This is a genomic window from Shewanella sp. Isolate11 (genome assembly GCF_022398315.1).
Lineage (GTDB): Bacteria > Pseudomonadota > Gammaproteobacteria > Enterobacterales > Shewanellaceae > Shewanella.
On the sequence record NZ_JAKEVF010000001.1, the window covers coordinates 895,358 to 920,799 of the forward strand.

Consider the following 25,442-nt stretch of genomic DNA (forward strand, 5'->3'; position numbering starts at 1 on the left):
CCTTACTTCGTGGCGTCAAACATCCGTATTCGCCTACCTCTAATATATATCCATAGAGATTATTCAAGATTGAAGATGAATATAAGCTGAACGCTGATACTTTGTATCATATTGAATAATTATGAATTTATTCGATTTTTAATGTTCAGCTTATGTTCATTTTGGACAGGCTTTAATAGCGGTTAAGTCAATCTCATCTCTTTGATGGAGAGCATTATGAATAGATTATTGAAGTCAAATACTCAGACTGAAACTCAGCCCGTTAACCGATTAAGCCCTAGTGGCTGTTTCTGGTCAAAAGTATTACTCACCACTTTTGCTCTGCTTTTTGTCGGGCAGACTTTTGCTGAATCACCTCAGCTTGAGAGGCAAGCTAATGATAGTGAGTCGATCACAGCATTAACGGTCGCCTCAATCACTGTTGTGTCATCGCCAGTTGAAGACTCTCGCCGTTTTAGCCGTGCTGCATCAGAGATGAATAGTGCTGAACTGAAAGCTTCGCTGCAGCTAAAACAAATGCTCAATGGCGATTTAAGCCAGGTTCAGCAAAATCCTCTAGTGGGTAAGACTCGTGAGCAGGTCATTGTTGAGCGAACCGACACCAGTAACACCAGTAAGATACTGCGCTCTGCAGCAGACCGACTCAATGCAGGTATTTATCATCAATTCTATATTTATCAGGCGACCAGCCGCCTGTTTGAAGATATTGATCGTGATGGATTTTATCAAACTTTCAGTGTGACTTTCGATGCTGATGTACAAGGCTATTACACAGGTGAATATGCAGAGGTTTACGCCGACCTTTATCTGAGTCGTAACGGTGGGCCTTGGGAGCTTTACCATACAACAGATATTTTCACTATTGTTGACGATGCCAGCGATGACGATTTTGAGGTCTTAACTAGCTTACATAGAGGTTATTATAGCGATCATTACGATGTACTTATCGACCTTTATGAAGTGGGTTATAACGATATTGTTGCCACCATTAGCAGTGATGATGTGGATGATTTATATGCCTTGCCGTTAGAGAGTGCTGACAGAGACGACTACTATGTAGAAACTGAGGTCATTGTGAGTGGCAGCAGTGTAACCCTTGGCTCAATATTGGCCTTGTTACTACTGTTGGCAGTGCGCCGAAGCGCTGTATAGCAAATGTGTAAGCCTTGCTGCGTGTCAGCGATATTAGACAGTAACGGGTGAAGTGATTTCTCGTTTAAAGACTTAATTTATCTCTATTTATAGTCTAGTATGTTATGTACTTGTTACTGTCCCGCTTGGTGGAATGATGAAGCGAACATTTATCCTCATATTGACTTTGATTGGCACCTTGATGTCAACCTCAACCTTTGCGACGGCGATAGCCGATATTAAGGGGTACTACTTGGGGGGCATGGTGGGTTATACCGAATTTGAAACCAGTAATATTGATGATTCAGCCATGAACTATGGTGTGTATGCTGGTTACTACACCAGTAAAAACTTCGCCTTAGAAACCACCTATGTGCGCACCAGTGATATTGTCGATAATGGCGATGTGGATAATAACTATGTTTCGCTAGCGGCTAAGTTTCATCATTATTTTAGCAACACTTATTCGATGTTTATTAAGGCGGGTGTGGCTTCGATGAATCTCGATAGCGACCATAATTATGATGGTATCGGTTGGTTGTGGAGCGCAGGTTTTAATATGGCGTTTAGTAATAATATTAATGTGCGTCTAGCCTACGAGAAAATTGAGACCGACCTAGAAGCCCCCGATCTGGATGACACCATGGATAGTGACTTGGGTAATGTTTATTTAGGGCTGCACTATCAATTTTAAAGGGCTGCAGTTTTAACCGTTAAAGCGTCGCAATTTTTGGAAAAATAAAAACGCAGCCTTAAGGCTGCGTTTTTGATTTCAGTACGGTAGTTTTTGATTCTAGCGTCATAGCGTTTGCCTGATCGCTATTTGGGTAGGTAATTAAATTTGGCCATCTGCTCACCATGGTGCTCGATAATTTGTGCCACTTGTTGTTCGCTTAATACCTGACGCCATTGATGCTTCTGACCTTGACGAAAGAATCGGTTGGCATTTTCATGTTTTTCAACAAATCCCCGTTGTGCTTCTTGAGCTTTTAGCTGAGCGAAAGACGAGTGTTTTATCGCATTTTTAAGACGCTTAGGATCTTTCTTCAGCCCCAAGAAGGATTCTATTTTTCTGAACATTTTCTTGGGGTCGTCAAGCAGATCTTCGTAGCGAATAATTAATTTGGCATCTTCGGCTAAGTCGGTCCAACTCGATACATGTTTTGACCATGAGGTGATAACTTGAGGAACGTTTTCTGGCTCGTTCGGTGTGCCCGTCATCTCTTCGGCCATGTAAGCGATGGTTTCATCGATACTGTAGTCAAAATAATTGGCCATAGATACGGTGACATCCAAGGGATTGCGCACAACATAAATTGAGCCAGAAGTGACTTGCGAATTGTGTAATGGATGTTCGTTATAGGTGCCTAAGTAGTTGTGAGTCTTAACGAAAGTGGTGCCTTGTGCTTGCCTAGCAATATCGGCTTGGACTAATGGGCGCAGGGCGCAGATCTCTTCTAAGCTAAGATCGGTTGTTTTCTTATCACCGCTAAGATGGGGCTGGAATCTATGCGCAGCGGACTCTGCTGTGGAGATGGTGTGCATGGTGTTGATATCAACCGCCCGATCGCCATTTTGAATATAGTTTTCTAGGAAGGCGCGAACCCAAGTGTTGCCTGATTTGGGGTAAGAAGCCACCCAAAGTATGTTCCCCATTAATGATTCCTTAAAATTTGTCAATTTGGAGACTATTGTCTGTCTCTCTTTAGCTGTAAGAAACTACCGATTAATGGCATAAATGGCAAGTTGAACTCAGGTTGAATGATTAAGCATGGCCTAGGCCATGCTTAAACTTGAACCGTGACGGTTAGGGGTGTGTTGGAGTATCAAAACCATATTGGGCTAAAATTGACTGTCCCGTTGGCGATAGGATAAATAGTGCTAATTCAGCAGCATGATCTTGCGCGCCATTAATTAGAGTCAGACCATAGTTTGCGCCAACACTGAGGTTTTCTGGTAGCTGAATAATGTTAAGCTGCTTAACCTCTTTCTGTGCCAGTACCGCATTAGTACAGTAAGTGAGGAAAATATCTGCCTGTTTGTTTTCCATTACCCAGCCGTAAGGATTGCGACCTGCGGGGGCTTTTGCACTATTGGGGCCTCCGGTCAGTTGCAGTGCTTTTTCGCTCAATTGTTTTTCGGCATTGGCTTGAAGCTTCTCTGCACGTTCAAATACCTTAAACGCGTAATCACCAGCAGGGTCAGCCTTAGGAGTTGAGGTGCCGACACGTATATTTTTGTCGAGCATCTGAGCTAATAAAGTGTCGCTAGTGACAGAGACTTCTGGCTGGGCAATGGCACATAATTTATTGCGAGCAAACAGCACCACATCCCCACTAAGCTTGGCTTGATTTAAAGTGGTGGGGTGTTTCATATTGGCTGAAGCGTAAAGGTCAACTTTTTCGCCTTGTTCAATGCGTTTTCTCAGTAGACCGGATGGAGCGAATTGCGAGGCCACTTTGAGCTGCTTATCAGCCTCAAATGCGCTGGTTATCTCAGTCATTGCTGACTTTAAGCTCCCAGCGGCTCGAAATTCAATTGGGTCTTCGTGGGCGTAAATATTCGTGCTCATGATGGCCAAACATATCGTGCTGAATATCCATTTTTTGCTCATTTTTAAGCTTTCCTTATCAGTGTTAACTGGCGTATCAAAGCCTAGTTCGCACGACGAGGCAAGTGTGCCTATTCGGCTAAAAATGAAGTTGTTACAGAGATCGCTAATTTAATCTATTTACCAGACAAAATGTCCCATTTTAATTAAGATTTTTGGCAATATTCGTCTATAAAGAGCATGGCCGTTGCGAACTACAGCAGATAAATTAGCACGCCGAGGGCTTTGCCCAACACAAACGCGATTAATCCTAACAGGAAAACCAGACTTAGGATTAAGAGTGGTTTGATTAATTCAGGGGTGGTGCTCCAGAGTTTAATTAAGGTATTCATACATCTGTTATTGCGTGCAATATCACCACATTTTGCGGTTGAGATAGTTCGCCCTTAAGTCGTCAACATACCGCTAAGTATAATCTCTGCTTGCTAGGTTCGCGGATTATTTACGTCGATAACCTCCTTTAGAATGGCCTACATAAGGTGATTCATTTTGGCGATTAACTAACTTTAACGATTGCGAATTCTAGCTGTTCACACCTGTGTAACTTAGATATATTAAAGACTGAATAGGGACATTGGCGTTACTGCATGATTAAAATCATAAAAATTTCCATTGTTACACTGCTTTCTCTTATTTTTCTTGCCATCGCTAGCCTGTATATCGGTTTGCAGTTGAGTTTACCGAGATTAACGGGGGAGATGAGCACAGCGCAAATATCACAAACGGTAACAATTGAGCGCGACCGCCTCGGTACTGCCGTGATTAACGGTGAACATCGTCAGGACGTTGCGTACGGCTTAGGGTTCGCCCACGGACAAGATCGCTTTTTTCAGATGGATCTTTTAAGACGCAATGCGGCGGGTGAGTTATCTGAGTTATCTGAGCTATTTGGCGCTGGCGCTATTGAGCTGGATAAACGTCATCGTTTTCATCAACTCAGAAAACGCGCTGAGGCGATTTTTACCAAACTGCCTCAAGCTCAACAACAGTTGCTGGAGCACTATAGTGCCGGGGTTAACGCCGCATTGGCGCAACAAAAACTCAGATCATTTGAATATATTCTGATACAGGCGAAGCCCCAGCCTTGGCGTCCTAGCGATAGCATCTTGGTGATCTACAGCATGTATCTCGATTTACAGAGTAATACCATAAACCGAGATATGACTCTGACGATGATAGAAAGCCAGTTTGGTAAACCCATGAGGCGCTTTATCACTCAGACGTCCAATTATCAGGCTGCGTTAGATGACAGCTTGTTCCCTTCAGATCCGCCAGCCTTACCGGACTTAGCTGCTAAGCTGTTAACCAGTGCTAGAGATAGTGTAATCGATGAGCCACAAGAACTTGGTAGTAACAACTGGGCGGTCACCGGAGAGCATACTCAGTCAGGCCGTGGCATGTTATCCGATGATATGCACCTGTCGTTTGCGGTGCCTATTATCTGGTATCGTTCGCAGTTAAATTATCCTGATGCCGCTGGCGAACAGCATCAGGTGACCGGCGTGACTTTGCCCGGCGCGCCAGCTATTGTCGTTGGCAGTAATGGTATGGTGGCATGGGGTTTTACTAATGCTTATATCGATACCGCCGATTGGATAGCGCTCGATGACAACGAACCTATTACCATAGTGAATGAAACCATTAAGTTGCCCCAAGGTGAAGTAGACTATCCGCTGTCGGTTTCAAAGTTTGGTCCGGTAAAAAATATCGATGGTCAATCTTATGCCTTAGCTTGGGTTGCTCACCAAGCTTACGCGGTCGATATGGAGTTGATGACGCTAGAGACAGCTAAAAATGTCAAACAGGCGCTGGAAAATGCCAGTCGTTTTGGCATACCTGTGCAAAACTTAGTGGTTGCCGATGCACAAGGCGATGCTGGCTGGCGAGTCGCGGGGGCATATCCAGCTCGGCGTCAACCCAGCGATGTGGCGCTCGAAGCCTCCAAGGTGAACCAAGCACTGTGGGCAGACAGAATTACCGATATTCCTCAGGTGTTAACTCCTAATAATGGTTTGATTTGGAGTGCTAACGCGCGGGTGATGTCGACTCAAGATGCTCAGCGTTTTGGTGATGGTGGCTATGCGTTGGGCGCCAGAAGCGCGCAAATTCGTGACCGATTACAGCAGCAACAGACGTTCGATGAGCAGGACTTCTATCAGATTCAGCTCGATAACCAAGCTCTTTTTTATCTGCCCTGGCAGGATATGTTGATCACGGCGTTGATGAGTCAGCCGCAGCGCTTTGCAAAAGACATTCAATACCTTAAGCAGTGGCAAGCTTGTGCTTGCAGCGACTCGATTGGCTTTACCTTGGTTAAATATTTCAGGAGTCGACTGATCGATCGCAGCTTTGCACCACTTGAAACTGAGTTAAATAGCTTATCCCTTAGTTTGGGGCCGGTGAAACGTTATCTCGAACCTGCGATGTGGCAGTTATTGCGTGAGCAACCACGCAGCTGGCTTCCGGCCGAGTTCGCCAGCTGGCAAGCGTTTGTTATCGATAGTTATTTGCAATCAACCCAAGCGCTGTTGACTAAATACAGTAGCACCAATGATTATCAAGATTTAGCTTGGGGCAAGGTTAATACCTTGGCTATTCAGCATCCGTTTAGTCGCCAGATGCCTATTTTAAGCCGTTTCCTCGATATGCCTACAGTGGTGGGTTTTGGCGATACCTTTATGCCAGCGGTTCAAGGGCGAAGTTTTGGGGCATCACAACGTTTTATTGTGCAGCCAGGGTTGGAGGATAGGGCAATATTAACCGTGCCAGGGGGACAATCAGGACATCCGTTATCGCGTTTCTATCGTAAAGGTTTTGATGAATATGCGGCGCAAAAGTCGACGCCATTATTACCCCAAGCGATAGAGGAAAAGCTAACCTTAAGGCCATTGAAAAACTAAAATAGCAATTAAATAATTTAGGTTATCGACATCTGATTCGGCCAATCAACTAAGCTAATAAAAAACCACCATCGTCGTTAAAGACTCTGGTGGTTTTGTCTTTCTTTAGGTCAGTATTATTAGTCAAGCTTTATTCGCTAAGCTTGCTAGCTAACTGTTAAATCATCGATTCTGTTGGCTTCCAACGAAGCAGTGCCTGAGGCAATTTGATCCCTTGTGCGCTAATGCTGTTGATACGGTTTAAGTAGGCGGCACCGTACATCAGGTGCTTGGCTAAATCGACAGCATGGCGCTTCTGATAATCATCGAGATAGCTGCCTTTGGCCCATTGATTAAACGCGCCTAGAGCTGGGCCGGCCCAAATTTGATAATCCATTTCACGTCCCGCTTCGCCGGAGTTTGACCAGCGACTAGAGAGGCCAAGATACCAACGGAAGATCAATGCCATTTTACGTTTAGGATTCCCCTGGGCACGTTCGATCTGTTTGGGATCTCGCTCGTTAAAGTGAGCCACTGTGCCGGCCCAAATTTCATCTAAACTGGCACGAAATACCTGCTTTTCTAACTTTTCCCGCTCATCGCTTGGGATGGCTTCGATGCTGTCATAGCGACTGTAGATCTCGTACAACTTGTTGGCCCGCATCGGGAACAGGGTTCCGCGCTTGACCACTTGTAGCTTTACCCCCATCTCGAACATATCGGCGGCGGGTGCCATGGTGACATCGGCCATCTCTGTGGTGGCGAGCAATTTGCGGGTATGTTCACTGGCGCCAGCTTCGACACAGGCCTGATTGATTGAGCCGGTGACGATATAAGCGGCGCCCATGTTAAAGGTGGCTAATGCCGCATCTGGGGTACCGACACCGCCGCCACAGCCAACACGAAGTGGTGTGGGGTATTGATGCTTAGCCTGAATTTCGTCTTTAAGCGCCAAAATGGTTGGCAGTAGCGTAACCAGCGGACGATTATCGGTATGCCCCCCGGAATCGGCCTCGGCAGTGATGTCATCGGCCATAGGAACTTGCTGCGCCATACTCATTTGATCTGTGCTGATTAAGCCTTCGTCGACGAGTTTTTGCAGTAATTTTTCCGGTGCTGGCATCATGAATTTTTCAGCTACCTCGGTGCGGCTCACTTTAGCGATGACCTTGTTGCCTATGATGATGTTGCCCTTGTTATCTCGGCTCAATCCCGCCGCGCGGTAATAGACGATTTGTGGTGTCAGCCCTAAAAATGCAGAGGCTTCAACGGTGCGCACCTTATGCTTTAAAAACAGTTCAACGCTGCCACGTTCTAGTGCGGGCTCACTAGGGCTGTGGATCAGGTTGAACATATAAGGGCCGTTAGGCAGCGCCGCTTGAATACGTTCGATGGCCGCTTCGACACGACTAGGGATCAAACCTGCCGCGCCAAATGAGCATAAAATGCCGGCTTTACCTAGCGATATAACTAGCTCTTCCGATGAAATGCCATTGGCCATCGCACCGGCATAGTAAGCGTATTTAACTCCGTGAACCCGGCGGAAATTACTATCGCCAAGACTTTCTGTACCTAAGGCGGGGACAAAAGCGCTCACTGGATGGCCGTTGGCTTTCTCGTCTGTGGCTAAACTGGCTTGGGTGGCAATACCTACGCCTTTATCAAGGTCGTTAATTACATAGCAGCCTCGGCTAAAATCCTTCAGCTGAGCGGCCATAGCGTCGGTATCGAAACTGACATTACTGTCGGCCACTTGCCAAGGCCAAGGTGATAACGGCTTATTGGTTGTCGTAGGATCCATTTAAATCTTACCCTTAATTTTTATGATTCGTTTTTATTGCAATTTATTTGGTTTGGCGACTTATTTCGCTTCTTCGATGCAGATGGCAATGTCTGTGACTTCATAGATCCGCAGCCCATCTTTACTTAGACTGGCGTTACCTGTGATCACTTTTCTGCCTTGCTCATCCTTAATCGACGTTATCGAGACATCCATCGACATCTGTTTATTGAGCGGATTGATCTGACCTCGATACTTCCATTTTATGTTGGATAAGATTTGGCCAAATTTAGGATTATTAAAGCCTGCGCCTAGGTCTTTGCTGATGGCATAAGTTTGCATGGTTTCGATAATCGCTTCAACGCCCAGAGAACCCGGCATCACAGGATCTTGATGGAAATGAAATTGGAAGAACCAATCACTAGGGTCGATAGTGCGCTCGGCGTACAAATAGCCTAAGCCTTCGGTGCCGCCATTATCAACGATTTCTACGCTGTCGATAAAGTTAAGCTGACCACCCGCTAGGCGATAATGAGGTTGACCTTCTGGGGCGTTGAAATGGCGTCCGGTTTTGTCGAGTAGGTTTACCTTGGTATCGGCAGCAATGCCTTTAGCCACATGCCAAGGTTGGGTGACTCTGCCATTATCTAAGCCCAACTGATCTTTCAAGGCTTCGGCTTTAAAGTAGCCAAACACGGCGGTGCCACGATAGAAAGGCTCGCCATCTGTGCTTAACTCGAAACTAAAGCTCTGAATGATGTTGGTGCCCGCCATGACGGTCGATAGCAGACGTGAGTCGTTCACTATCGTTTTGCCACGTAGATCGACCTCGCGTAATAACTCACCGCTACCGTCTAGGTTTCGGAAAAACAGTTCGAGTCCGGGGAAGCCTAACGTGGTGCCCATGTAGCCGGAAATAAAACCATTAGGCTGTAATGAAATTTCCATCAATACCGAATAAGGCATCAGCGCATGGTGATTATTCTTTTGGAAGTACCACGCATCATGCGGCACTTCATATTCGGCGATACAGCTCGATGGTGTCTTAAAGTCGCCACGCTTACCATTGACTTCAATGACCCGAGTCGTCAGCTGCAGATCGCCACAAGGGGTTCGTGGCGGGATCATGCCGCGATAAATTGCGAACTCAGGGCCGAAGCAGTTTTCGATATTACCAGTGGCAAACTCGAACAGGTGATAGGGCGTGAATGGCACAGTATCCGGCGTTCGATTGGGGTAGTCAGGGATTTGTGGCGCTTCCACATGGGCTAGGGGGATAACGCCTTTATTGGGCTCGGCAGCTAAGTCAGGAACTTGCGCCATTAACGGTGCGTTTGCCGATGTACCTCGATGGGTTTTATTGACTGCTTGGGTATCGGCTAAGCCAGTGCTTGAACTTAAGCCAGCATTTGAATTTAAGCCTGAACTTGAAATTACATTAGTATCTGAATAGCGAGTGCATTGCTGCTCCTCTTTGATCATCACCCCGAGGTTTTGGAAATCCACTACTACTTTGCCATTAAGCAAAATATCGATATTAGCCTTGGCATAAGGGCGTGGGTTGATACCGATTTCGGTCACTTCCATGCGATAGGTTAACTGTCCCGATTGAGGTAAAACCTGACCGCGACAACGTACTTTTTGTGAAGCATTTTCCAGGGGTTGGAAACGACCATTTTGAGTGAGAGTATGCATGCCAAGATGCAGCATGTAGAACTGCAGTAACTGGCCGCAACCTTCGGCCATCAAGGAACCTGCCATCACTTCATCATCTTTAAAGTGACAAGGGAAATACCAGTGATTCGCCGCTAACTGTTTATGGCCTTCGACCAAACCTAATCCCCAGGCTCCGCCTTGTCTATCCAGTTTGCTGACCTGCTCAATCATCAAGAACTTTTCCGAGGCAAAACACAGTGAAGGCTGCGCCGCGCCAATATGTGATGAGCCAAAACAGCCAGCAAAATCTGCCGCTAACAGTTTATGGATCGCAGCGTAATCAAACTGAGTTTGCGGACAATTCAGTAGCGGATTGAAGCCTTGCTTAACGGTGTTATTACGCGCTTTTATCTCATCTTCGGTGCGAATAACCCCCTTACCATCGGCGAGTTCGGCATCGGTGAAGAAGCCGGCGCAGCCGTTATCCATCTTGAGGATCATCTTGTCGCCGACGAAACATTCATAGGAGAAGAAGAACAGTAAGGTGTCGCCATTACGGGCAAAGTTATTGATCTTAATATCATAACGAAGCGTGTCGCCGCCTCTGGGAAGATCCCCAAGGAAGGTGAGGGTGCAGTCGAGTAAGCGGTAGACGCGCTGACCTTTATTCTCGAAATCTATGCCTAAATAGCTGATCAACATCAGGTCACATTGTCCGGACTCTACCGCCACGGCCCAAGGGATCTGGCCATCAACCAGATAGGGCGCGTCCAGCGGAATATCGTATTCTGTGGTCATCGAGCTGGGTTTATATTGATTGATCTGCGCATCGAGTTTGGTGATGCGAGAAACCAGTAGATAATCTGTGGTTGGCAGGCGAACGCGACGAGGGTAGCTGTCGATAATGGCGTATTGCTCACCGAACACTTTAGCGATATCACCTTCGGCATATTCCACCAAATCATGATAATCCCAGATACAAGGCTTTTGGGCGGGGACAGGTGCACGATAAGGTTCGACAAGATCATGCCTTGGTGCCAATGGTGCGACAGGACAAATTTGTGGTCGCGGCGCATTAGCTTTCGCTGAGCTGGTGCCAAGGCTTGTCTCGCTATTTGCTGTCATGCCTGCAAGCTGTTGTTTAAGAAGCTGGTCTGCCAGCTGTAGTCCGCTTTGGCGGTTTTTTAAGAAGGCAAGGTGTGCCTGTTTTGCCAATTGCTGATTATGTTGAAACGCCGTCAGTTTTTGCACTGAAGCGGCAGAGGTTTGGGCTTGGGCATCGTTTGGAGATGTCGTGTTATCTGTCATGGTTTGAGGTAACTCTAGCTTTGTTGCCGTAGTCGGTTTTGCGGCGGCAAGTTTATTTTTAATCGATTCAATATGGGTCATCGGCGCTTCGGTAATATGAGCAAACATATCTCGACCGCCTAAGGTGACGCGTTTGACTAAGCTACGCTCACTGTGAGTGGTGATATTGTGCCCCAGTCGCTGCAAAAGCGCGGCGCGTTGCTGTTCATTCTGGCTGAGATGGATTAGCGCAGCTTGGTTCTCGCTAACATTGACTACCAGTGCCTGTTCCAGCTTGAGTTGTTTCAGGCGAAGCAAACTGTAGATCAAACTGTTCATGCCCGCGGCGGCGAAGCTGTGTCCAAGCTGTTTATCGCTTTGTTCTACTTTAGGTGCGAGGCCCTTGTCGCTGTTATTCAGTGCAAGTTCAGTCTGCAGGCTTATTATATCAATTTCACTAGCAGGTGCCAGATTTAGCTCGGCAAATCCAATCTGTTGCTGCGCGGTTTGGCTGCGCTCAAACAGTTGAGTTTGCAGCTGATTCAACTGCTGCAGATGACCAAAATTCAGCGCTTTGATGGTGCCATAACCTAAGATTTGCTCATTAATATGACTTGTTTGCTGCAACACCAAGGCACCGGCGCCTTCACCTAAATACCATTGGTTATCTGAGAGTGGGCTGATGGCATTTTTTAGCACCAGTTGCTCGATGCTGCCTGATAGGTCAACGGCTGCGATGACGACCGCATCTAATGATTCTTGCTGCATCATGTTTTCGGCGACATCTAGCGCGCGACTAACCGATTGCTCGCCTGCTGAAATAGTAAAGGCGGGGCCATTAAAATCCCATAAAGAGGCGATGCGAGAGGCCATGATGTTGCCGATAAAGCTAGTGTACTGATTGAGTTTGGCTGCATCGAGTACGCTGTCCATGGTGAGGGCTTCGAGTTCGCGATATTCTTGTGCGCTCAGCGCAACGCCCATGGTATCAAAACTCTGTTTAAGCTGAGTATGCAAGTTGACTCGACCACGGAACTGATGCAATTCAAGTTCGGTTTCCATCGCCACTAATACGGCTACATTTTGCCCATTTTGTAGCTTAGCATCGCGGATCGCTTCGTCGGTGACTTTCATCAACAGCAACTGCTGGGCGATAAGGCGATCGTCTTCGTTGGGCGGCAATTTAAAGCGCAGGAAATCCAGCTCGAAACTGTCGATATAGGCGCCATTCGGCACGGTTTTTAGTCCTGCCTTGGCTAGTAGTTCCGGATGTTTATTTAACCCTTTCCAGCGATTTGCCGGTAGTTGACTAAAGGCATTACCGCCAACGCTCAAGGTGTCGTCAATGGCGTGAATGCTGCTCAGTGAACCTTGATGGGCCGCTATCCCTGTGATGGTAAACTCAGTATTAATGTTGGCTTTAGTCGCTTTCGGCTGAGCTTCCAGCTTGGTTTCTGCTTGCAAATTGGGCTGATAAGACTCCAATAACAAGTGAGCATTACAACCACCAAAACCAAATACTGAGACCCCTGCGAGTCGGGTTTGATTGTGGGCTTTAACCGGCCAAGGGGTGACTTGATTCGGCAAAGTATCAACCCCAAATAACCCCTTGGGCGAGCTTATCGCCTCACTGATATTAATGCTGGGTGGAAGCACGCCTTGGCGCATGGCAAAGACCATCTTCATAATCCCCGGCATTCCTGCGGCTGTCAGTAGGTGACCCAAGTTCGATTTAGCCGAGCCAATCATAGGCGCGACAGAGCCTTGAAGTCGTGGGGCAAAAAATTGCTCCATCGAAGCCAGCTCTACCTTGTCACCCAGTGGGGTACCTGTGGCGTGACATTCGATCACTTCGATATTTTCAGGTTCAATATTGCTGGCCTGATAGGCGCGTTCGAAGGCTTTAACTTGTCCCTTGCTGTTAGGGCTTAATACAAACTGGCCTTTACCATCGTTTGATAAGCCGATACCGCTGACCACGGCATAGATGTTATCGCCATCTCGCTCGGCATCTTCTAAGCGTTTGAGGGCCAGCACTCCAGCACCTTCACCGGCAAATAACCCTTTGCTGTTTTTATCGAAGGGGGCAGAGAAACCATGTTCAGGATAGGCGTGGAAAATGGAGAACCCCATGTTGATAAAGAAAGGGTCGGCACCGGAAACCGCCCCAGCTAACATCATGTCGGCCTTACCTGTAGCCAAATAGTCGCAGGCTAATTTGAGAGAATACACTGAGCTAGCACAGGCGGCATCTAGGCTGAGTTGCACACGACCTAATCCTAATGCATCGGCGACCACTTTCGAGGCATTATGGGCGATGGCACCATTGGCATAATTGAGTTGGTTATTATGACTTTGTTTTCGCTGCTGATTAAATGATGCCAGCTGAAAATGCTCACTGCCAAGTTTTTGTTTTAGGGCTTTATCGACCACATTATGGTAAAGCGGCAGGAATAACTCGTTGGATTTCGCCGTCGGGAATGAAAGGGTTCCCATGATGATTCCGGTGCGCGCGAGTAGAGGTGAGTCCAGAGACACGCCAGCATCGAGCAGCGCCTTACGGCTGGTATCGAGTGCCCATAAGAAACTGTCATCTAGGCCTGAAAGCTGTTCGCCGCTGAGTTTATAGCCACTGCTGTCGAAATTAAAATCTTCAATGTAACCGCCTTTATCGCAATAGAAGCGATCAGACTCTCCCTGCTGACCAAGATAATCATCGCGATTAGCGTTGAGTTTTTGATGGCTTAATTGGCTACGAGAGTCACGCTTATCCAGCAGGTTTTGCCAAAATTGATCGGGTGTTTTGGCATCAGGATACAGGTTCGCCAGACCGACGATGGCGATCTTGGTTACGCGGGACGATTGCGCATTAGTGTGTTGAGAAGGCACTTCGTTTGAAGGCATTATGCTTCCTCTTTAAATAGAGTATTGGCCTGTGCAGAGGCATGTTCTGCTAGGCTAGCTGTGAAATTTAGTTGGGCGATTTGATGTTCAAGCCCTTGTAGCAACCCATCTAATTTGACCGGCAGGCGATGGCTAATCATCTGACCTATAGCCTTTAATAGCGTAGAAATTGTGTCGCTGCCCTTGGCGTTGGTGGCCACTGTGGTGTAGTTGAGTTGGGTTTCAGAGTGTAAAATCTTGTCTATCAGGGTGCAGTTTTGTCTATCGCTGCCAACTTCAACGAACAGTCTGGCGCCTTGACTAGCAGCGCTTTGGATCAGGGCGTTAAAATCCAGAGGCTGACAAAAGGTCTGACTGATGGCGTCGGCAACTAATTGCGAAGACAAGGGGATCTCTTGATTGAGTGGCGCATCGATGCCTATATTGCTGTTCGCTGCGCTGATAAATTTCACCTTATGCTGAATTGCATTAGGCTTTATTGGCTGGCAATAGAAATCGCTTACTTGTTGCCGTTGACTCAAGGCTGGCGCCGTATGCATAGCGGTGACGCGATTTGCAGCTATGCCACGTTTTCCAAGCTTTTTCAGTAGGCTCTGGCAGCTTTGCTGACAGCCGGCGATGACGCAAGTACCTCCTTGGGTAATGGCTAAATAGACTCTCGGGTAGTCTGGCAATAGCGCTTGAATCTCCTCTGGCTGGCTGCGCACCACAAAGCTATTCCACTGAATCACTTCTTGTTCATTTAATCCCCAGGCTTGACGTACCGCGGTTAATTCGCCGGATATCACCGAAGTAAATAGCGGATCGCTCAAGGTCTTTTGGATCAGTTGATGAGGCTGCTGCCACACATCCAAACTTGCCCACATTGCAGCTTCTCCCATGGAGTAACCTAAGGCAAAGCTGGGCTGAATTCCGAACTCATCTGTGAGTAACTTGGTGAGTAAATAGCTGGCACCGACCCCAGCAATTGCCGAGTTGCACAGCGGCATATTGGTCAGCAATTGCTTATCACTGTGATAGAGGATATCGGCTTGCAGCATGGCGTTCAGGTCGCCTTGTTGCTCCAGTTTTGCATAGAGTTCGGGGAAGTATTGGTGCAGCTCATTCAGCATTTGTTGATATACGGTGCCAACACCAGGATAGACAAACGCCAGTTTCTCTTGTCGTAATGGCGCTGCGGTGAAATAACTGCCCGCAGGCGTCTTGTACTGATATTGATTTCGCGCTGCAGTCGTTTTGGCGCCTTGATTTTCACTGACTGAGATTGCAAAAAAGGAGGCAAGCTTAGTCTTGACTGCTGTTATTTCTTGGCTCAACTGCTCAAGCCCGCAGGCCTGAAGTGTGATGGCAAAGCGAGGATCGTGTTGCTGACTAAATTCGCTTAGATTGCGATGCATTAGTTGCAGCAGCGCGAGCGGTTCCTGGCTCAAATTAGCCAGTCGATGTTCGAGTTGTTGCAGCTGCAGTGTTAACTGTGTTCGGTCATCGGCGGCGACAACAAACAGCAAACGCTGAGCGGTTAACAGTGACTTAGGCGGTCGTTTTCCCGTTGCCTGAGTGACGATTAAAGTCAGAGATTCGTTGTCTGGCATAAGTTGCAGGCTTAAGCTGGCAACGCGCCCTTGGTGAGGCGCCGTAAACCAAAAATGTTGTCTGCCATCAGCGTGAGTCTGTGTGCGCGAAGCGATATCGGCAACCAGATTAACCAATGCGTCAAAGTCGTTAACGCTACCAGAGGCAGTGTTACAGAGTTGATTACAGCGGTGATGACTAAGATCGGTATCTTGCCGTTTGGCTTGTTTCAGCGCCTGCTTTAAGGCTTGCCCTTGCTTCTTTGCTGTCTGCATAGCTGCGAGATAGGCGTGGGGATGCAGTTTTAGCTGCGCCGCCGTGAGTGCGGGCAATAACAGTAATTTGCTGTTTAATGTACCGAGCTGCACCACTTCACCAGAGGCTAGCAACTTCATAGCTTGCTCGAGATCCAAACGCAGGTTGGTTAGCGTAAGCGAATGCACCTTGGTTTGAGCCAACTGTGCAGGTATCTGCCCATGTTCAAGCAGCAAGATAGCGATGCGCAGTGGCATCGCTTGATTCTCTTTGCGAGTAATTAGTGTTGCTGCAGACTTAGTGTCAGACATAGTTATAGCGAACCTGTGCTAGTGGCATCAGTAAGCTTGTCAGTAACCCTGTCAGAAACCCTCTCTGTAATAAAGGCACTATTAAGATTTTTACTTATCGTCACCTTGGCACCGCGCATTATGGCGCTAAGCTGCCCATCTTGATGATACAGCGCAACATCGGCGATCAAACTCCGGCTGGTGGTTTTGATCACCTTCAGTTCGATAAACCCTTTATCACCGGCTTGCAGAGGCTTATGGCTGATAAACTGCGCCATACTCGAAGGTAAACTCGCAGCGCCATATTTCATCCGCGCCCAGACTAGCATCCCCTGTAATAACAGATCTTCGGCAACGGGCTGAGAACCTCCAAGGGATAGCCTTGGAGCAAAGCTGCCATAATCTTGTTCGAACAACGCAGGCATGCTACAGCTTGCAACTAGACCTTGATCGTCAAAGCGAATCACTTTATCAAGCCCTTGTAATCGGGGGCCATGGAACAGGGTTCCATCATGATATAGCGCATCTTTATCTGCGATGGCTGGTAATTTTATAAGCTGCTGATAGTTATGTTTATTTTTAGAGACATTAGCCTCTAAAACATTAACCTCTGGGGCATCGGTTTGAGCCTTGACCAAACGGGCTTGATATTGCGGCTTATTATCACAATGAATAAAGGCTTTTACTGCCATTAACGTATCATTGTCACATTCATACTCTGGGGTTAATTCAAGCGTTAAGCCTTGTGGCTTATCGGTATCGAATATGATCCCTTTGAGTAACTTATAATTCTCAACATCAAAGCTGATGCCGTATTGTTGATGTGCCGCCTCACGCATCCACTGGATGGCGCAAACTGTCGGCAACACCGGATGGCCGCCAATACAATGATCTGCCACTAAAGGGATGCTCTCCACCGTAATGTCTCGCTCAAGGGTCACAGGTGACAAACGAGTATCATTTTGCGGACGAGCAGCAGTTGGCTTCTCATCCGCATTAGACTTTTTTACTGTATCGGCCTTACTTGCGGCTGTATTTTGATTACCCTGCATATCGCTGCCGATCAGCAGTTGTACACCAGTGTCGCTCAGCAGTTGATTGGAAAATAGCTCGGCGCCAGCTTGCAGAGGGATCACATAGACGCCTCGGTCGGTAAACATCTTCTTCAATGCCGGATTGACCATGCCGCCATCCCAAGGACCCCAGTTAAAGCTCATCACTTTTGCATTAGGGTTGAGTTTGGTCAGCTGCAAGGCGGCTTTATTGAGGATTTCGTTTGACATCGCATAGTCACTCTGACCTGTATTACCATAGAAACCCGCAGCAGATGAGAACATAGCGACCAACTTTAACTGATTGACATCAAGTATATTAAGCAGGGCCTTTAGGCCGCCCACTTTGGTACCATAGACCTTGTTAAGTTCGGCTAAGGTTTTGTCTTGAATATGCTTATCTGCTAACACGCCTGCACCATGGATAAGGCCGGTGATCGGTGTTATCTGTTGCATGAAGCTTAAGCTGTTTTCAACTGAAGACGCGCTTGAAACATCCATAGCGATATATTCGGCTGACGCGCCCACATCACTGAAAGCTTGCAATGCAGCATCGATCTCAAGGCTACTCTGAATTGGCCAGACGAGGGCATCAATCTGTTTTGGCGTTGGCTTATCACCACTGGCCATGATGTGGCTAATGGCGGCAGCCTTTAGCTGATGGCTCTGCTGATTTTGAGCCCATACTGGCATCTCATCCGCGCTCAAATGCTTGCTGCGTCCGGCTAAGATAAAGTGTGACTGACAACGCTTCGCAAGGGCCAAGGCACATTCAAAAGTGACGCCTTTTGCTCCTCCGGTCACCAGTATTTTATCTGTGCTATTTAACTCTGCTTTTGCATTTTTTGTGGCCGCATCGCCTGTTATTAGCGCAACTCGCTCTAAGATATCTTTGCTTGTTAGACTGATACCAACCTCGGTTGGCTCAGACCCATCGGCTAGAATTTCGGCAACAATGGCTTGGCTCAGCTGACTGGCATTCAGTGTTGGTGCGATATCTAAGGCGCGACAAACGACTTCTGGCCACTCATGGTTTAGGGTTTTTGTTAGACCGGCAAGCGCAGCTTGATTGAGCTCGGCGTTGGCAAATGTTTCTTTGCTTGAATCACTTTTGCTATAACCGAATGCACCATCGATACGACTGACGGTGATAAAGCTATGGCGATTATTGGCATTTGGGGTTATCCCTGCCTGAGTCGTTGTTGTTTGAGAGAGAGAGCCATGTAGCAATTTTGCCCACAGGAACGCAGTCGCGACATGGCCTAAAGCCGTTTCGTCTAAATGTGGTTTTTGTGGCTGTAACCAAGCTGAATTGCTTAAAGGTTGCAGGTGAACAAAGCCGTGAATATCACCGTGCTCGGCGTTGATCTGCTCGATAAGCGCCTGAATATCAGCTTCAGTTTGGCCTTTTGCTTGTACGCTCGCCACGTCACTGCTGAGTGGTGATTGCGGCGCGCCTTCAATTTGACGTACCACAACGACGTTGAGGCCCTTGCTTAATAGTTTCTCAGCTAGCACCCCTGCATTGTGACCATCATCGTTGATCACAAGAGTGGCGTTGGCGGCGAAACAGCTGCTAGCTTGCTTCGCCGCTTCAAGCTTTTTTAGCGCCACCTCGCTATGTGGTGGTAGCTCGACTAAGGGGTCATTGCTCAGAGGCGCCGGTTTACTTGGAGCCGTTTCCTGCTGTGCACCGCCTAGCTTGCTGTTCATGTAGCAGACGATCTCACCTAAGGTGCGACACTCGGCTAAATCTTCAGGATTTAATTCTGGCAATGTAGGCAGTTCATCTTGGACGGTGCCTAAGATCTCCACTCGTTTAATTGAGTCGATACCTAAGTCGGCTTCCATATCCATGCTCAGTTCCAGCATTTCGGTCGGGTAACCTGTTTTGTCGGCGACCACGGTCAACATAGTTTGCTGTACTTGCTCATGAGTCAGGCCTGAGGCGGTTGATTGAGACGTGTTAGACTCTAGTGTACTAGACAGGGCCGGTGCTGCTGACTCAACAGGAGCGACGACTGCTGCTGTGCTTGCTGGCACGAGCTTGCTGTTCATGTAGCTGACGATCTCACCTAAGGTGCGACACTCGGCTAAGTCTTCTGGGCTAAGTTCAGGCAGACTTGGTAGTTCATCTTGAACTGTACCTAAGATCTCTACTCGCTTGATTGAGTCGATACCTNTCGGCTAAGTCTTCTGGGCTAAGTTCAGGCAGACTTGGTAGTTCATCTTGAACTGTACCTAAGATCTCTACTCGCTTGATTGAGTCGATACCTAAGTCGGCTTCCATATCCATGCTCAGTTCCAGCATTTCGGTCGGGTAACCGGTTTTGTCGGCGACCACGGCCATCATGGTTTGCTGTACTTGCTCATGAGTCAGGCCTGAGGCGGTTGATTGAGACGTGTTAGACTCTAGTGTACTAGACAGGGCCGGTGCTGCTGATTCAACAGGAGTTACGATTGCCGCCGCATTTGCTGGCACGAGCTTGCTGTTCATGTAGCTGACGATCTCACCTAAGGTGCGACACTCGGCTAAGTCTTCTGGGCTAAGTTCAGGCAGACTTGGTAGTTCATCTTGAACTGTACCTAAGATCTCTACTCGCTTGATTGAGTCGATACCTNTCGGCTAAGTCTTCTGGGCTAAGTTCAGGCAGACTTGGTAGTTCATCTTGAACTGTACCTAAGATCTCTACTCGCTTGATTGAGTCGATACCTAAGTCGGCTTCCATATCCATGCTCAGTTCCAGCATTTCGGTCGGGTAACCGGTTTTATCGGCGACCACGGCCATCATTGTTTGTTGTACTTGCTCATGAGTCAGGCCAGAGGCGATAGCTTCAGATGCGTTAGTCTCTAGTGTACTAGACAGGGTAGGTGCTGGTGACTCAACAGGAATTGCTGGCACGAGCTTACTGTTCATGTAGCTGACGATCTCACCTAAGGTGCGGCACTCGGCTAAGTCTTCAGGGCTAAGTTCAGGCAATTCAGGCAGTTCATCTTGAACTGTACCTAAGATCTCCACTCGCTTAATTGAGTCGATACCTAAGTCGGCTTCCATATCCATGCTCAGTTCTAGCATTTCGGTCGGGTAACCGGTTTTATCGGCGACCACGGCCATCATGGTTTGTTGTACTTGCTCATTGCTTAAGCCGGAAACGCTTGTTGCTAAAAGCGCTACCATCGCAGTTGCTACTGTAGCAGGCTGGCTAGGTTCAGACTGTATGCTAGCTTGAGAGTTAGGCTGGGTTTTAGTTCGAACAGGCGCAGTTTGAACTGCGACTGTGGGCTGGGGTGTTGCAACAGCTGGAGCAGCTTGTGCCGCCTGTGTTGCCACATGTGCAGGTTGAACATTTGTTATTGCAGAATCTGTTACTGCTGGTTGGTTCTCTGGAAAATTGGCTCCAACAGCGCTTGTCGTTGTACCGCCTAACAGGTTTAGTGCGTTGGCATTGCTCTGGGCTTGAAGCTCTAAAAATTGGCTGTGACTCTGTAATGTTTGCGCTTGATGCTGGTGGAACTGTTCCATCGAGCGTTGCAGACTTTCAGGTATGGCAACGCCTGCCGCAGCCATCTGTGCTTGCGCTGTCATCAGGGCGCTGAAGGTTTCACCGTACTGTTGTGGAATCGTCAAAAACTGTTGATGCAACTGCGCGGTTTGCTGCTGTGCGGCAAAAAATTGGCTTAGGGCATCACTACTAGCTGCTTGAGCAGTTGAGTGAGTCACTGACGAAGTGGTTTGATTGGTACTTTGAGCCGATGCTGGGGTTTGAGCTTGATTTTTTTCCACGTTGTTCTCAACTTCTTGTTTTGTAACGTTAACGTTTCTAGCACTCACACTATTAATATTCATTCCGTTAGCGTCCACAGGGTTTACTTCTGCGATTCTTTCTACTTCGACAATCTTTTCAACTTCAACAATCTTCTCTTCGATCGTATGTTCAACTGAAATCGTGCCTGAATTTAACGAGCTCGCCATTTTAGCTTGGGTGGCGGCGCTAATATGATTGGTTGCGGTCAGCTTAATATTCATCGCCGACGGTGCTTCTTCTGCTGCGATGTCAGCGGCATAAGGGTCAAGGTTTTCAAGGGCGATGCCTGCCACGGCCAGTTGCACTGCTGCTTGGCGAAGCTGCAAGTCACTATCTCCCTTAGCATTGGGGTTTAGGCTGATGCAACATAACTGAGCTAATTTATCGCTAAGCGTGGCTTGTACCAGTTTTTGCAGAATGTTCTTGGGACCAAACTCGACGAAGATACGAGCGCCTGCGTCATACATGGCTTCCAGCTGCTCGCTAAAGCGAACCGACTGCAACATGTGCTGCTTGAATTCACGCTTAATGGTTTTGGCGGCGCTATCGTAAACTTGCCCTGTGGCATTGGCATATAGAGGTAATTTGGCTTGGGTAAACTTAACCTTGTCGATTGCCTGAGCAAACGGCGCCTGAGCATGACCCACAAGTGGGGTGTGGAATGCGCCTGAAACGGGTAAGTTTATCGCTTTAAAGCCTAACTCGGCCAGTGCCTTGGCGGCATCGGCACAAGCGGTGGTTGGGCCTGCAATCACCAACTGTGTTGGTGAGTTGTAGTTAGCAACCTTGACGCCATCAAACTGGGCAATGCAATGCTCAAGTTTATCGATATCTTGTTTTGACTCAGTGATAATGGCGTACATTGCGCCGCTATCTTGTTGATTACCTTTTTCATCTATGCATTTTTGTGCCATGGCATCGCCACGAGCAAAGGTCAGTTGATAATAATCTTCGAGACTGATCACGCCGGCAGCGCACAGCGCACTGAGTTCACCGAAGCTGTGACCCGCGACCATGTCGGCATTAAAACCAGCGGCGGTGAAGAGTTGGTACTGTGCCATCGAAATCGCACCAATGGCGCTTTGGGCATTGGCGGTATTGGTCAACAGCGCTTCTTGCGCCTGTTTATCTTGGTCGTTAAATACTGGCTTAGGATAAACAACTTGTGACAGTGGAGTTTTACCATGAGAGGCAAATACTTTATCGGCAAGCACAAACTGCTGACGCACTTCAGGGAAGTGACAAGCGAGAGTTAATCCCATGTTGAGATATTGCGCGCCTTGTCCCGCAAACAATGCCGCGACTTTGGCATCTGCGTCGTTATGACTTAGCGCTGCTGCACGATAATGTACGCCAGACGGCAGCGACCAAGCTGCATGGCTATCGGTTGCTTCAGCCTGATCGTTTTGAAGTTTGGCTTTCGCCTGATTCAATTGCTTTATCAGCTCCGCCTTGCTGTTCACCGCTAAGCCTAAACGTGGCTCAGTGGCTGTGAGAGTGCGCACCGCATAAGATTTAGCTATTTCTACCAGCGTTCGCTCAGATTCGGCAGCGGCAATCACTTGGTCAATCTCTGCGATTAAACCTGAGTCATTGGCGGCGCTGAGCAACAAGTTTTGGGCGACCTCTCGCTGGCGGTATTGACTGAGTTTTCCATTATCGCGTTGATGTTCACTGCTGTACTCTTCGAGCACGAAGTGGAAATTAGTTCCGCCAAAACCAAATGAGCTGATCCCAGCACGGCGTGGCGTGCCATCGGGGCGCGGCATCCAAGGACGCGTCTGAGTATTGAGATAGAAAGGCGATTGCTCAATATCTAACTTGGGATTAGGCTGACTGACATTGATAGTGGGCGGTAACACTTTATGGTGTAGCGCCAGCGCCGCTTTTATCAAACCTGCGGTTCCTGCCGTGGATTTGGTGTGGCCAATTTGCGATTTAACAGACCCTAGAGCGATATGTTGCAGCTCAGTATTATCTTCACTAAATACAGATTTAAGTCCGTTAAATTCGGCAACATCACCGGCAGCAGTGCCTGTGCCATGGGCTTCAATCAGCCCCAAGGTGTGCGGTGCAAAACCGGCATCATCGTAGGCACGTTTTAGTGCTTTAGCCTGACCTTCTGGACGGGGTGCATAGATGGATTTAAATTTACCATCCGATGAGGCACCAACACCTTTGATCACTGAGTAGATACGATCGCCATCTCGCTCGGCATCTTCCAAGCGTTTTAGCGCTACCATGCCAATGCCTTCGCCAATCATCATCCCTTTGGAGTTGATATCGAAGGGCTGAATGGTTTCATTGGTGGTGAAAGCTGGAGTTTTGGAGAAGCTCATGTACATATAAGGTGAGTTGTCGGTACAAACACCACCTGTGATCATCATCTCCGAGCGACCTTCGACCAATTCACTCAGCGCCATGCGCATGGCAGCAAGCGAACCGGCACAGGCCGCGTCGACGACACAGTTCATGCCGCCTAAATCGAAGCGGTTGGCAATACGTCCGGCAATCACGTTACCAAGTGAGCCGGGGAAAGAGTTCTCTTCCCAGTGCACATATTGGTCTTGGAACTTCTTGATCAGCATTTCACTGTCGGCGTCATTAATACCGCTGCTTTTAAAGACTTTTTTCAATACAGGATATTGCAGCCTGGCATTGAGGCTATGGCTGATCTTTTGACCGCCGCCCACGCCTAGCGTGATACCTATCTTGTCGCGATCATAACCGGCAGGCAGATTGGCATCATTTAAGACTTCTTTCGCCACGATCAGTGACAAAAGCTGAGAAGAGTCGGTTAACTCTAAGATATTAGGCGGCAGGCCAAACTCCATGGGGTTGAAGTTAACCTCTGGCATAAAACCACCGCGTTTACAGTAGCTTTTATCGGCCTTGCTCTTATCGGCATCATAATAATCTTCGGCTTGCCAGTGGGTGTCGGGCACCTCGGTAATGGCATCAATTTTGTCGCAGATTAAATCCCAAAATTGATTTAAATAGCGCGAATTAGCAAAGATACTTGCCATGCCAACAATGGCGATAGGCGTGTCTTTAAGACGCTTGTTCAGACGAGAGTCGCGTTGTGCGCCTTCTTGCTGGATAGTCGGTGTTTCACTCTGGCTCATTATGAGTCTCCAGTGGTCGCCTGAACCTCAGGCTGCTTGAATTGGGAGTCAGCATTGGGCATCCCTTGAGGCATTTCGGCGCCTGGGAACAGCTGTAAGAAAGTGTGATAGTTACGTACTAATAGTTTACGCAGATGAAACGGCCCCTGACGCAAGACATGGGCGATATAACGCCGCGTTGCTTGGGTGTTTGCATCTTGATAGATGTCGAGGTAAATCCAGTCGCTATGGGGGTCGATACCTAATAAAACCGAACTGGGTTTTGAGTCGGTTAATTGCGGTGGAATACTTAAAGACGCCACTTGCACCACGGTATCGGCATCTGTCTTTGGCAATGCCAGCGTTTTCGCCAAGGTTTTGGTGTTCAGTGTATAAGTGGCGATATTACTGCCTTGGGCAATGGGCAGTTGATTGAAGTAATTTTCTGGTACATCGAGATTATCGATATCGCTCATTCGCGATACGCCATAACGCTTAAGGCAGCGAGCTAAACCTGAACGTGACACATTGGGGTTGATAAACTGCTGAGTGACCTTGAGCAATCTATCTAAGGGCATCTTCAATTGGCTGCGCAGGCCTATCACCACATATTCCTGCATCGGTGTGAGTGTGGTATTGAGGTGGTGTGGCGTATTGGGTGTATTGTTAACTGAATCACGCTTGCGCCATTTACGAACCGTCGCTTCACTGATATTCAGCACCTTGGCTAATTGGCTGACGGGCAGGGACGACTCTTGAATAAAACGGCGCATCTCGGGTGTTGTTGTCGCATTTTTGTGACTGAATTCGTTAGTGTATTGCGTACACTTATCCGAAATCACCCGTTCAGTCAGCACCTCTTGTTCATCAAATTCAACCATAGACTCGGTTTCATTCCATCATAATCAGTTGGGACAAATGGCATTTTTACTGCAAATTTAGCTGTAAAGTAGTGTGAGTGCTTATCACATCTGTGTGTATTTTTTACTGGCAGCTAGGCAAATATATTTATGGCTAATCCATATCGGTCTTGCAGACTACATGAGCTTTAAGGCCAATACAATCACCTGGGACTTAAATCCGTCAGTTTAGCGTATCTTTAGCGTACAAGTGT

9 protein-coding genes and 1 pseudogene are annotated in these 25,442 nt (G+C 47.8%); 3 read left to right on the forward strand and 7 right to left on the reverse strand.

Features of this window, described 5'->3' with window-relative positions:
- Nucleotides 1–216 precede the first annotated feature (216 nt).
- Both L1D21_RS03955 and L1D21_RS03960 read left to right on the forward strand, forming a co-directional pair.
- Nucleotides 217–1,152: a choice-of-anchor H family protein gene (locus tag L1D21_RS03955; protein ID WP_239843923.1), complete on the forward strand. Its 936-nt coding sequence runs from the start codon at nucleotides 217–219 to the stop codon at nucleotides 1,150–1,152.
- 136 nt (nucleotides 1,153–1,288) lie between these two features.
- Nucleotides 1,289–1,825, forward strand: coding sequence for an outer membrane beta-barrel protein (locus L1D21_RS03960; RefSeq protein WP_239843924.1), 537 nt, complete (start codon nucleotides 1,289–1,291; stop codon nucleotides 1,823–1,825).
- Between the two features lie 125 nt (nucleotides 1,826–1,950).
- On the opposite strand, the gene L1D21_RS03965 is transcribed toward L1D21_RS03960, so the two are convergent.
- Together L1D21_RS03965 and L1D21_RS03970 are read right to left on the reverse strand one after the other, a co-directional pair.
- Nucleotides 1,951–2,787: a sulfotransferase domain-containing protein gene (locus L1D21_RS03965; RefSeq protein ID WP_239843925.1), complete on the reverse strand. Its 837-nt coding sequence runs from the start codon at nucleotides 2,785–2,787 to the stop codon at nucleotides 1,951–1,953.
- A gap of 151 nt (nucleotides 2,788–2,938) precedes the next feature.
- Entirely contained in the window at nucleotides 2,939–3,745 is an 807-nt protein-coding gene (locus L1D21_RS03970; protein ID WP_275658885.1) for a molybdate ABC transporter substrate-binding protein, read from the reverse strand.
- Between the two features lie 584 nt (nucleotides 3,746–4,329).
- Here L1D21_RS03970 and L1D21_RS03975 point away from each other — a divergent pair.
- Nucleotides 4,330–6,642 carry a penicillin acylase family protein gene (locus L1D21_RS03975; RefSeq protein ID WP_239843926.1) on the forward strand — a complete coding sequence of 771 codons (2,313 nt, stop codon included), beginning with the start codon at nucleotides 4,330–4,332 and terminating at the stop codon, nucleotides 6,640–6,642.
- 157 nt (nucleotides 6,643–6,799) lie between these two features.
- Here the strand turns inward: L1D21_RS03975 and pfaD are convergent, their stop codons facing one another.
- From pfaD to L1D21_RS04000, 5 genes and pseudogenes are all read right to left on the reverse strand, one after another.
- Nucleotides 6,800–8,422: an eicosapentaenoate synthase subunit PfaD gene (pfaD, locus tag L1D21_RS03980; RefSeq protein WP_239843927.1), complete on the reverse strand. Its 1,623-nt coding sequence runs from the start codon at nucleotides 8,420–8,422 to the stop codon at nucleotides 6,800–6,802.
- Between the two features lie 60 nt (nucleotides 8,423–8,482).
- Nucleotides 8,483–14,248 (reverse strand): beta-ketoacyl synthase N-terminal-like domain-containing protein, encoded by a 5,766-nt coding sequence (locus L1D21_RS03985; protein WP_239843928.1) that lies wholly within the window; start codon nucleotides 14,246–14,248, stop codon nucleotides 8,483–8,485.
- A complete protein-coding gene (locus L1D21_RS03990; protein WP_239843929.1) occupies nucleotides 14,248–16,386 on the reverse strand; it encodes a PfaB family protein in 2,139 nt (712 codons plus the stop codon). The genes L1D21_RS03985 and L1D21_RS03990 overlap by 1 nt, the downstream gene beginning before the upstream one ends.
- Nucleotides 16,387–16,388: 2 nt before the next feature.
- Nucleotides 16,389–24,349, reverse strand: a pseudogene (locus tag L1D21_RS03995) (beta-ketoacyl synthase N-terminal-like domain-containing protein).
- Nucleotides 24,349–25,209, reverse strand: a complete 861-nt coding sequence (locus L1D21_RS04000; protein ID WP_239843930.1) for a transcriptional regulator — start codon at nucleotides 25,207–25,209, stop codon at nucleotides 24,349–24,351. The pseudogene L1D21_RS03995 and the gene L1D21_RS04000 overlap by 1 nt, the downstream one beginning before the upstream one ends.
- Between the last annotated feature and the right edge of the window lie 233 nt (nucleotides 25,210–25,442).

Bases quoted from the DNA above. Each gene is read 5' to 3' on its own strand.
- L1D21_RS03955 (WP_239843923.1), top strand. From the start codon at position 217: ATGAATAGATTATTGAAGTCAAATACTCAGACTGAAACTCAGCCCGTT.
- L1D21_RS03960 (WP_239843924.1), top strand. From the start codon at position 1,289: ATGAAGCGAACATTTATCCTCATATTGACTTTGATTGGCACCTTGATG.
- L1D21_RS03965 (WP_239843925.1), bottom strand. From the start codon at position 2,787: ATGGGGAACATACTTTGGGTGGCTTCTTACCCCAAATCAGGCAACACT.
- L1D21_RS03970 (WP_275658885.1), bottom strand. From the start codon at position 3,745: ATGAGCAAAAAATGGATATTCAGCACGATATGTTTGGCCATCATGAGC.
- L1D21_RS03975 (WP_239843926.1), top strand. From the start codon at position 4,330: ATGATTAAAATCATAAAAATTTCCATTGTTACACTGCTTTCTCTTATT.
- pfaD (WP_239843927.1), bottom strand. From the start codon at position 8,422: ATGGATCCTACGACAACCAATAAGCCGTTATCACCTTGGCCTTGGCAA.
- L1D21_RS03985 (WP_239843928.1), bottom strand. From the start codon at position 14,248: ATGCCTTCAAACGAAGTGCCTTCTCAACACACTAATGCGCAATCGTCC.
- L1D21_RS03990 (WP_239843929.1), bottom strand. From the start codon at position 16,386: ATGTCTGACACTAAGTCTGCAGCAACACTAATTACTCGCAAAGAGAAT.
- L1D21_RS04000 (WP_239843930.1), bottom strand. From the start codon at position 25,209: ATGGTTGAATTTGATGAACAAGAGGTGCTGACTGAACGGGTGATTTCG.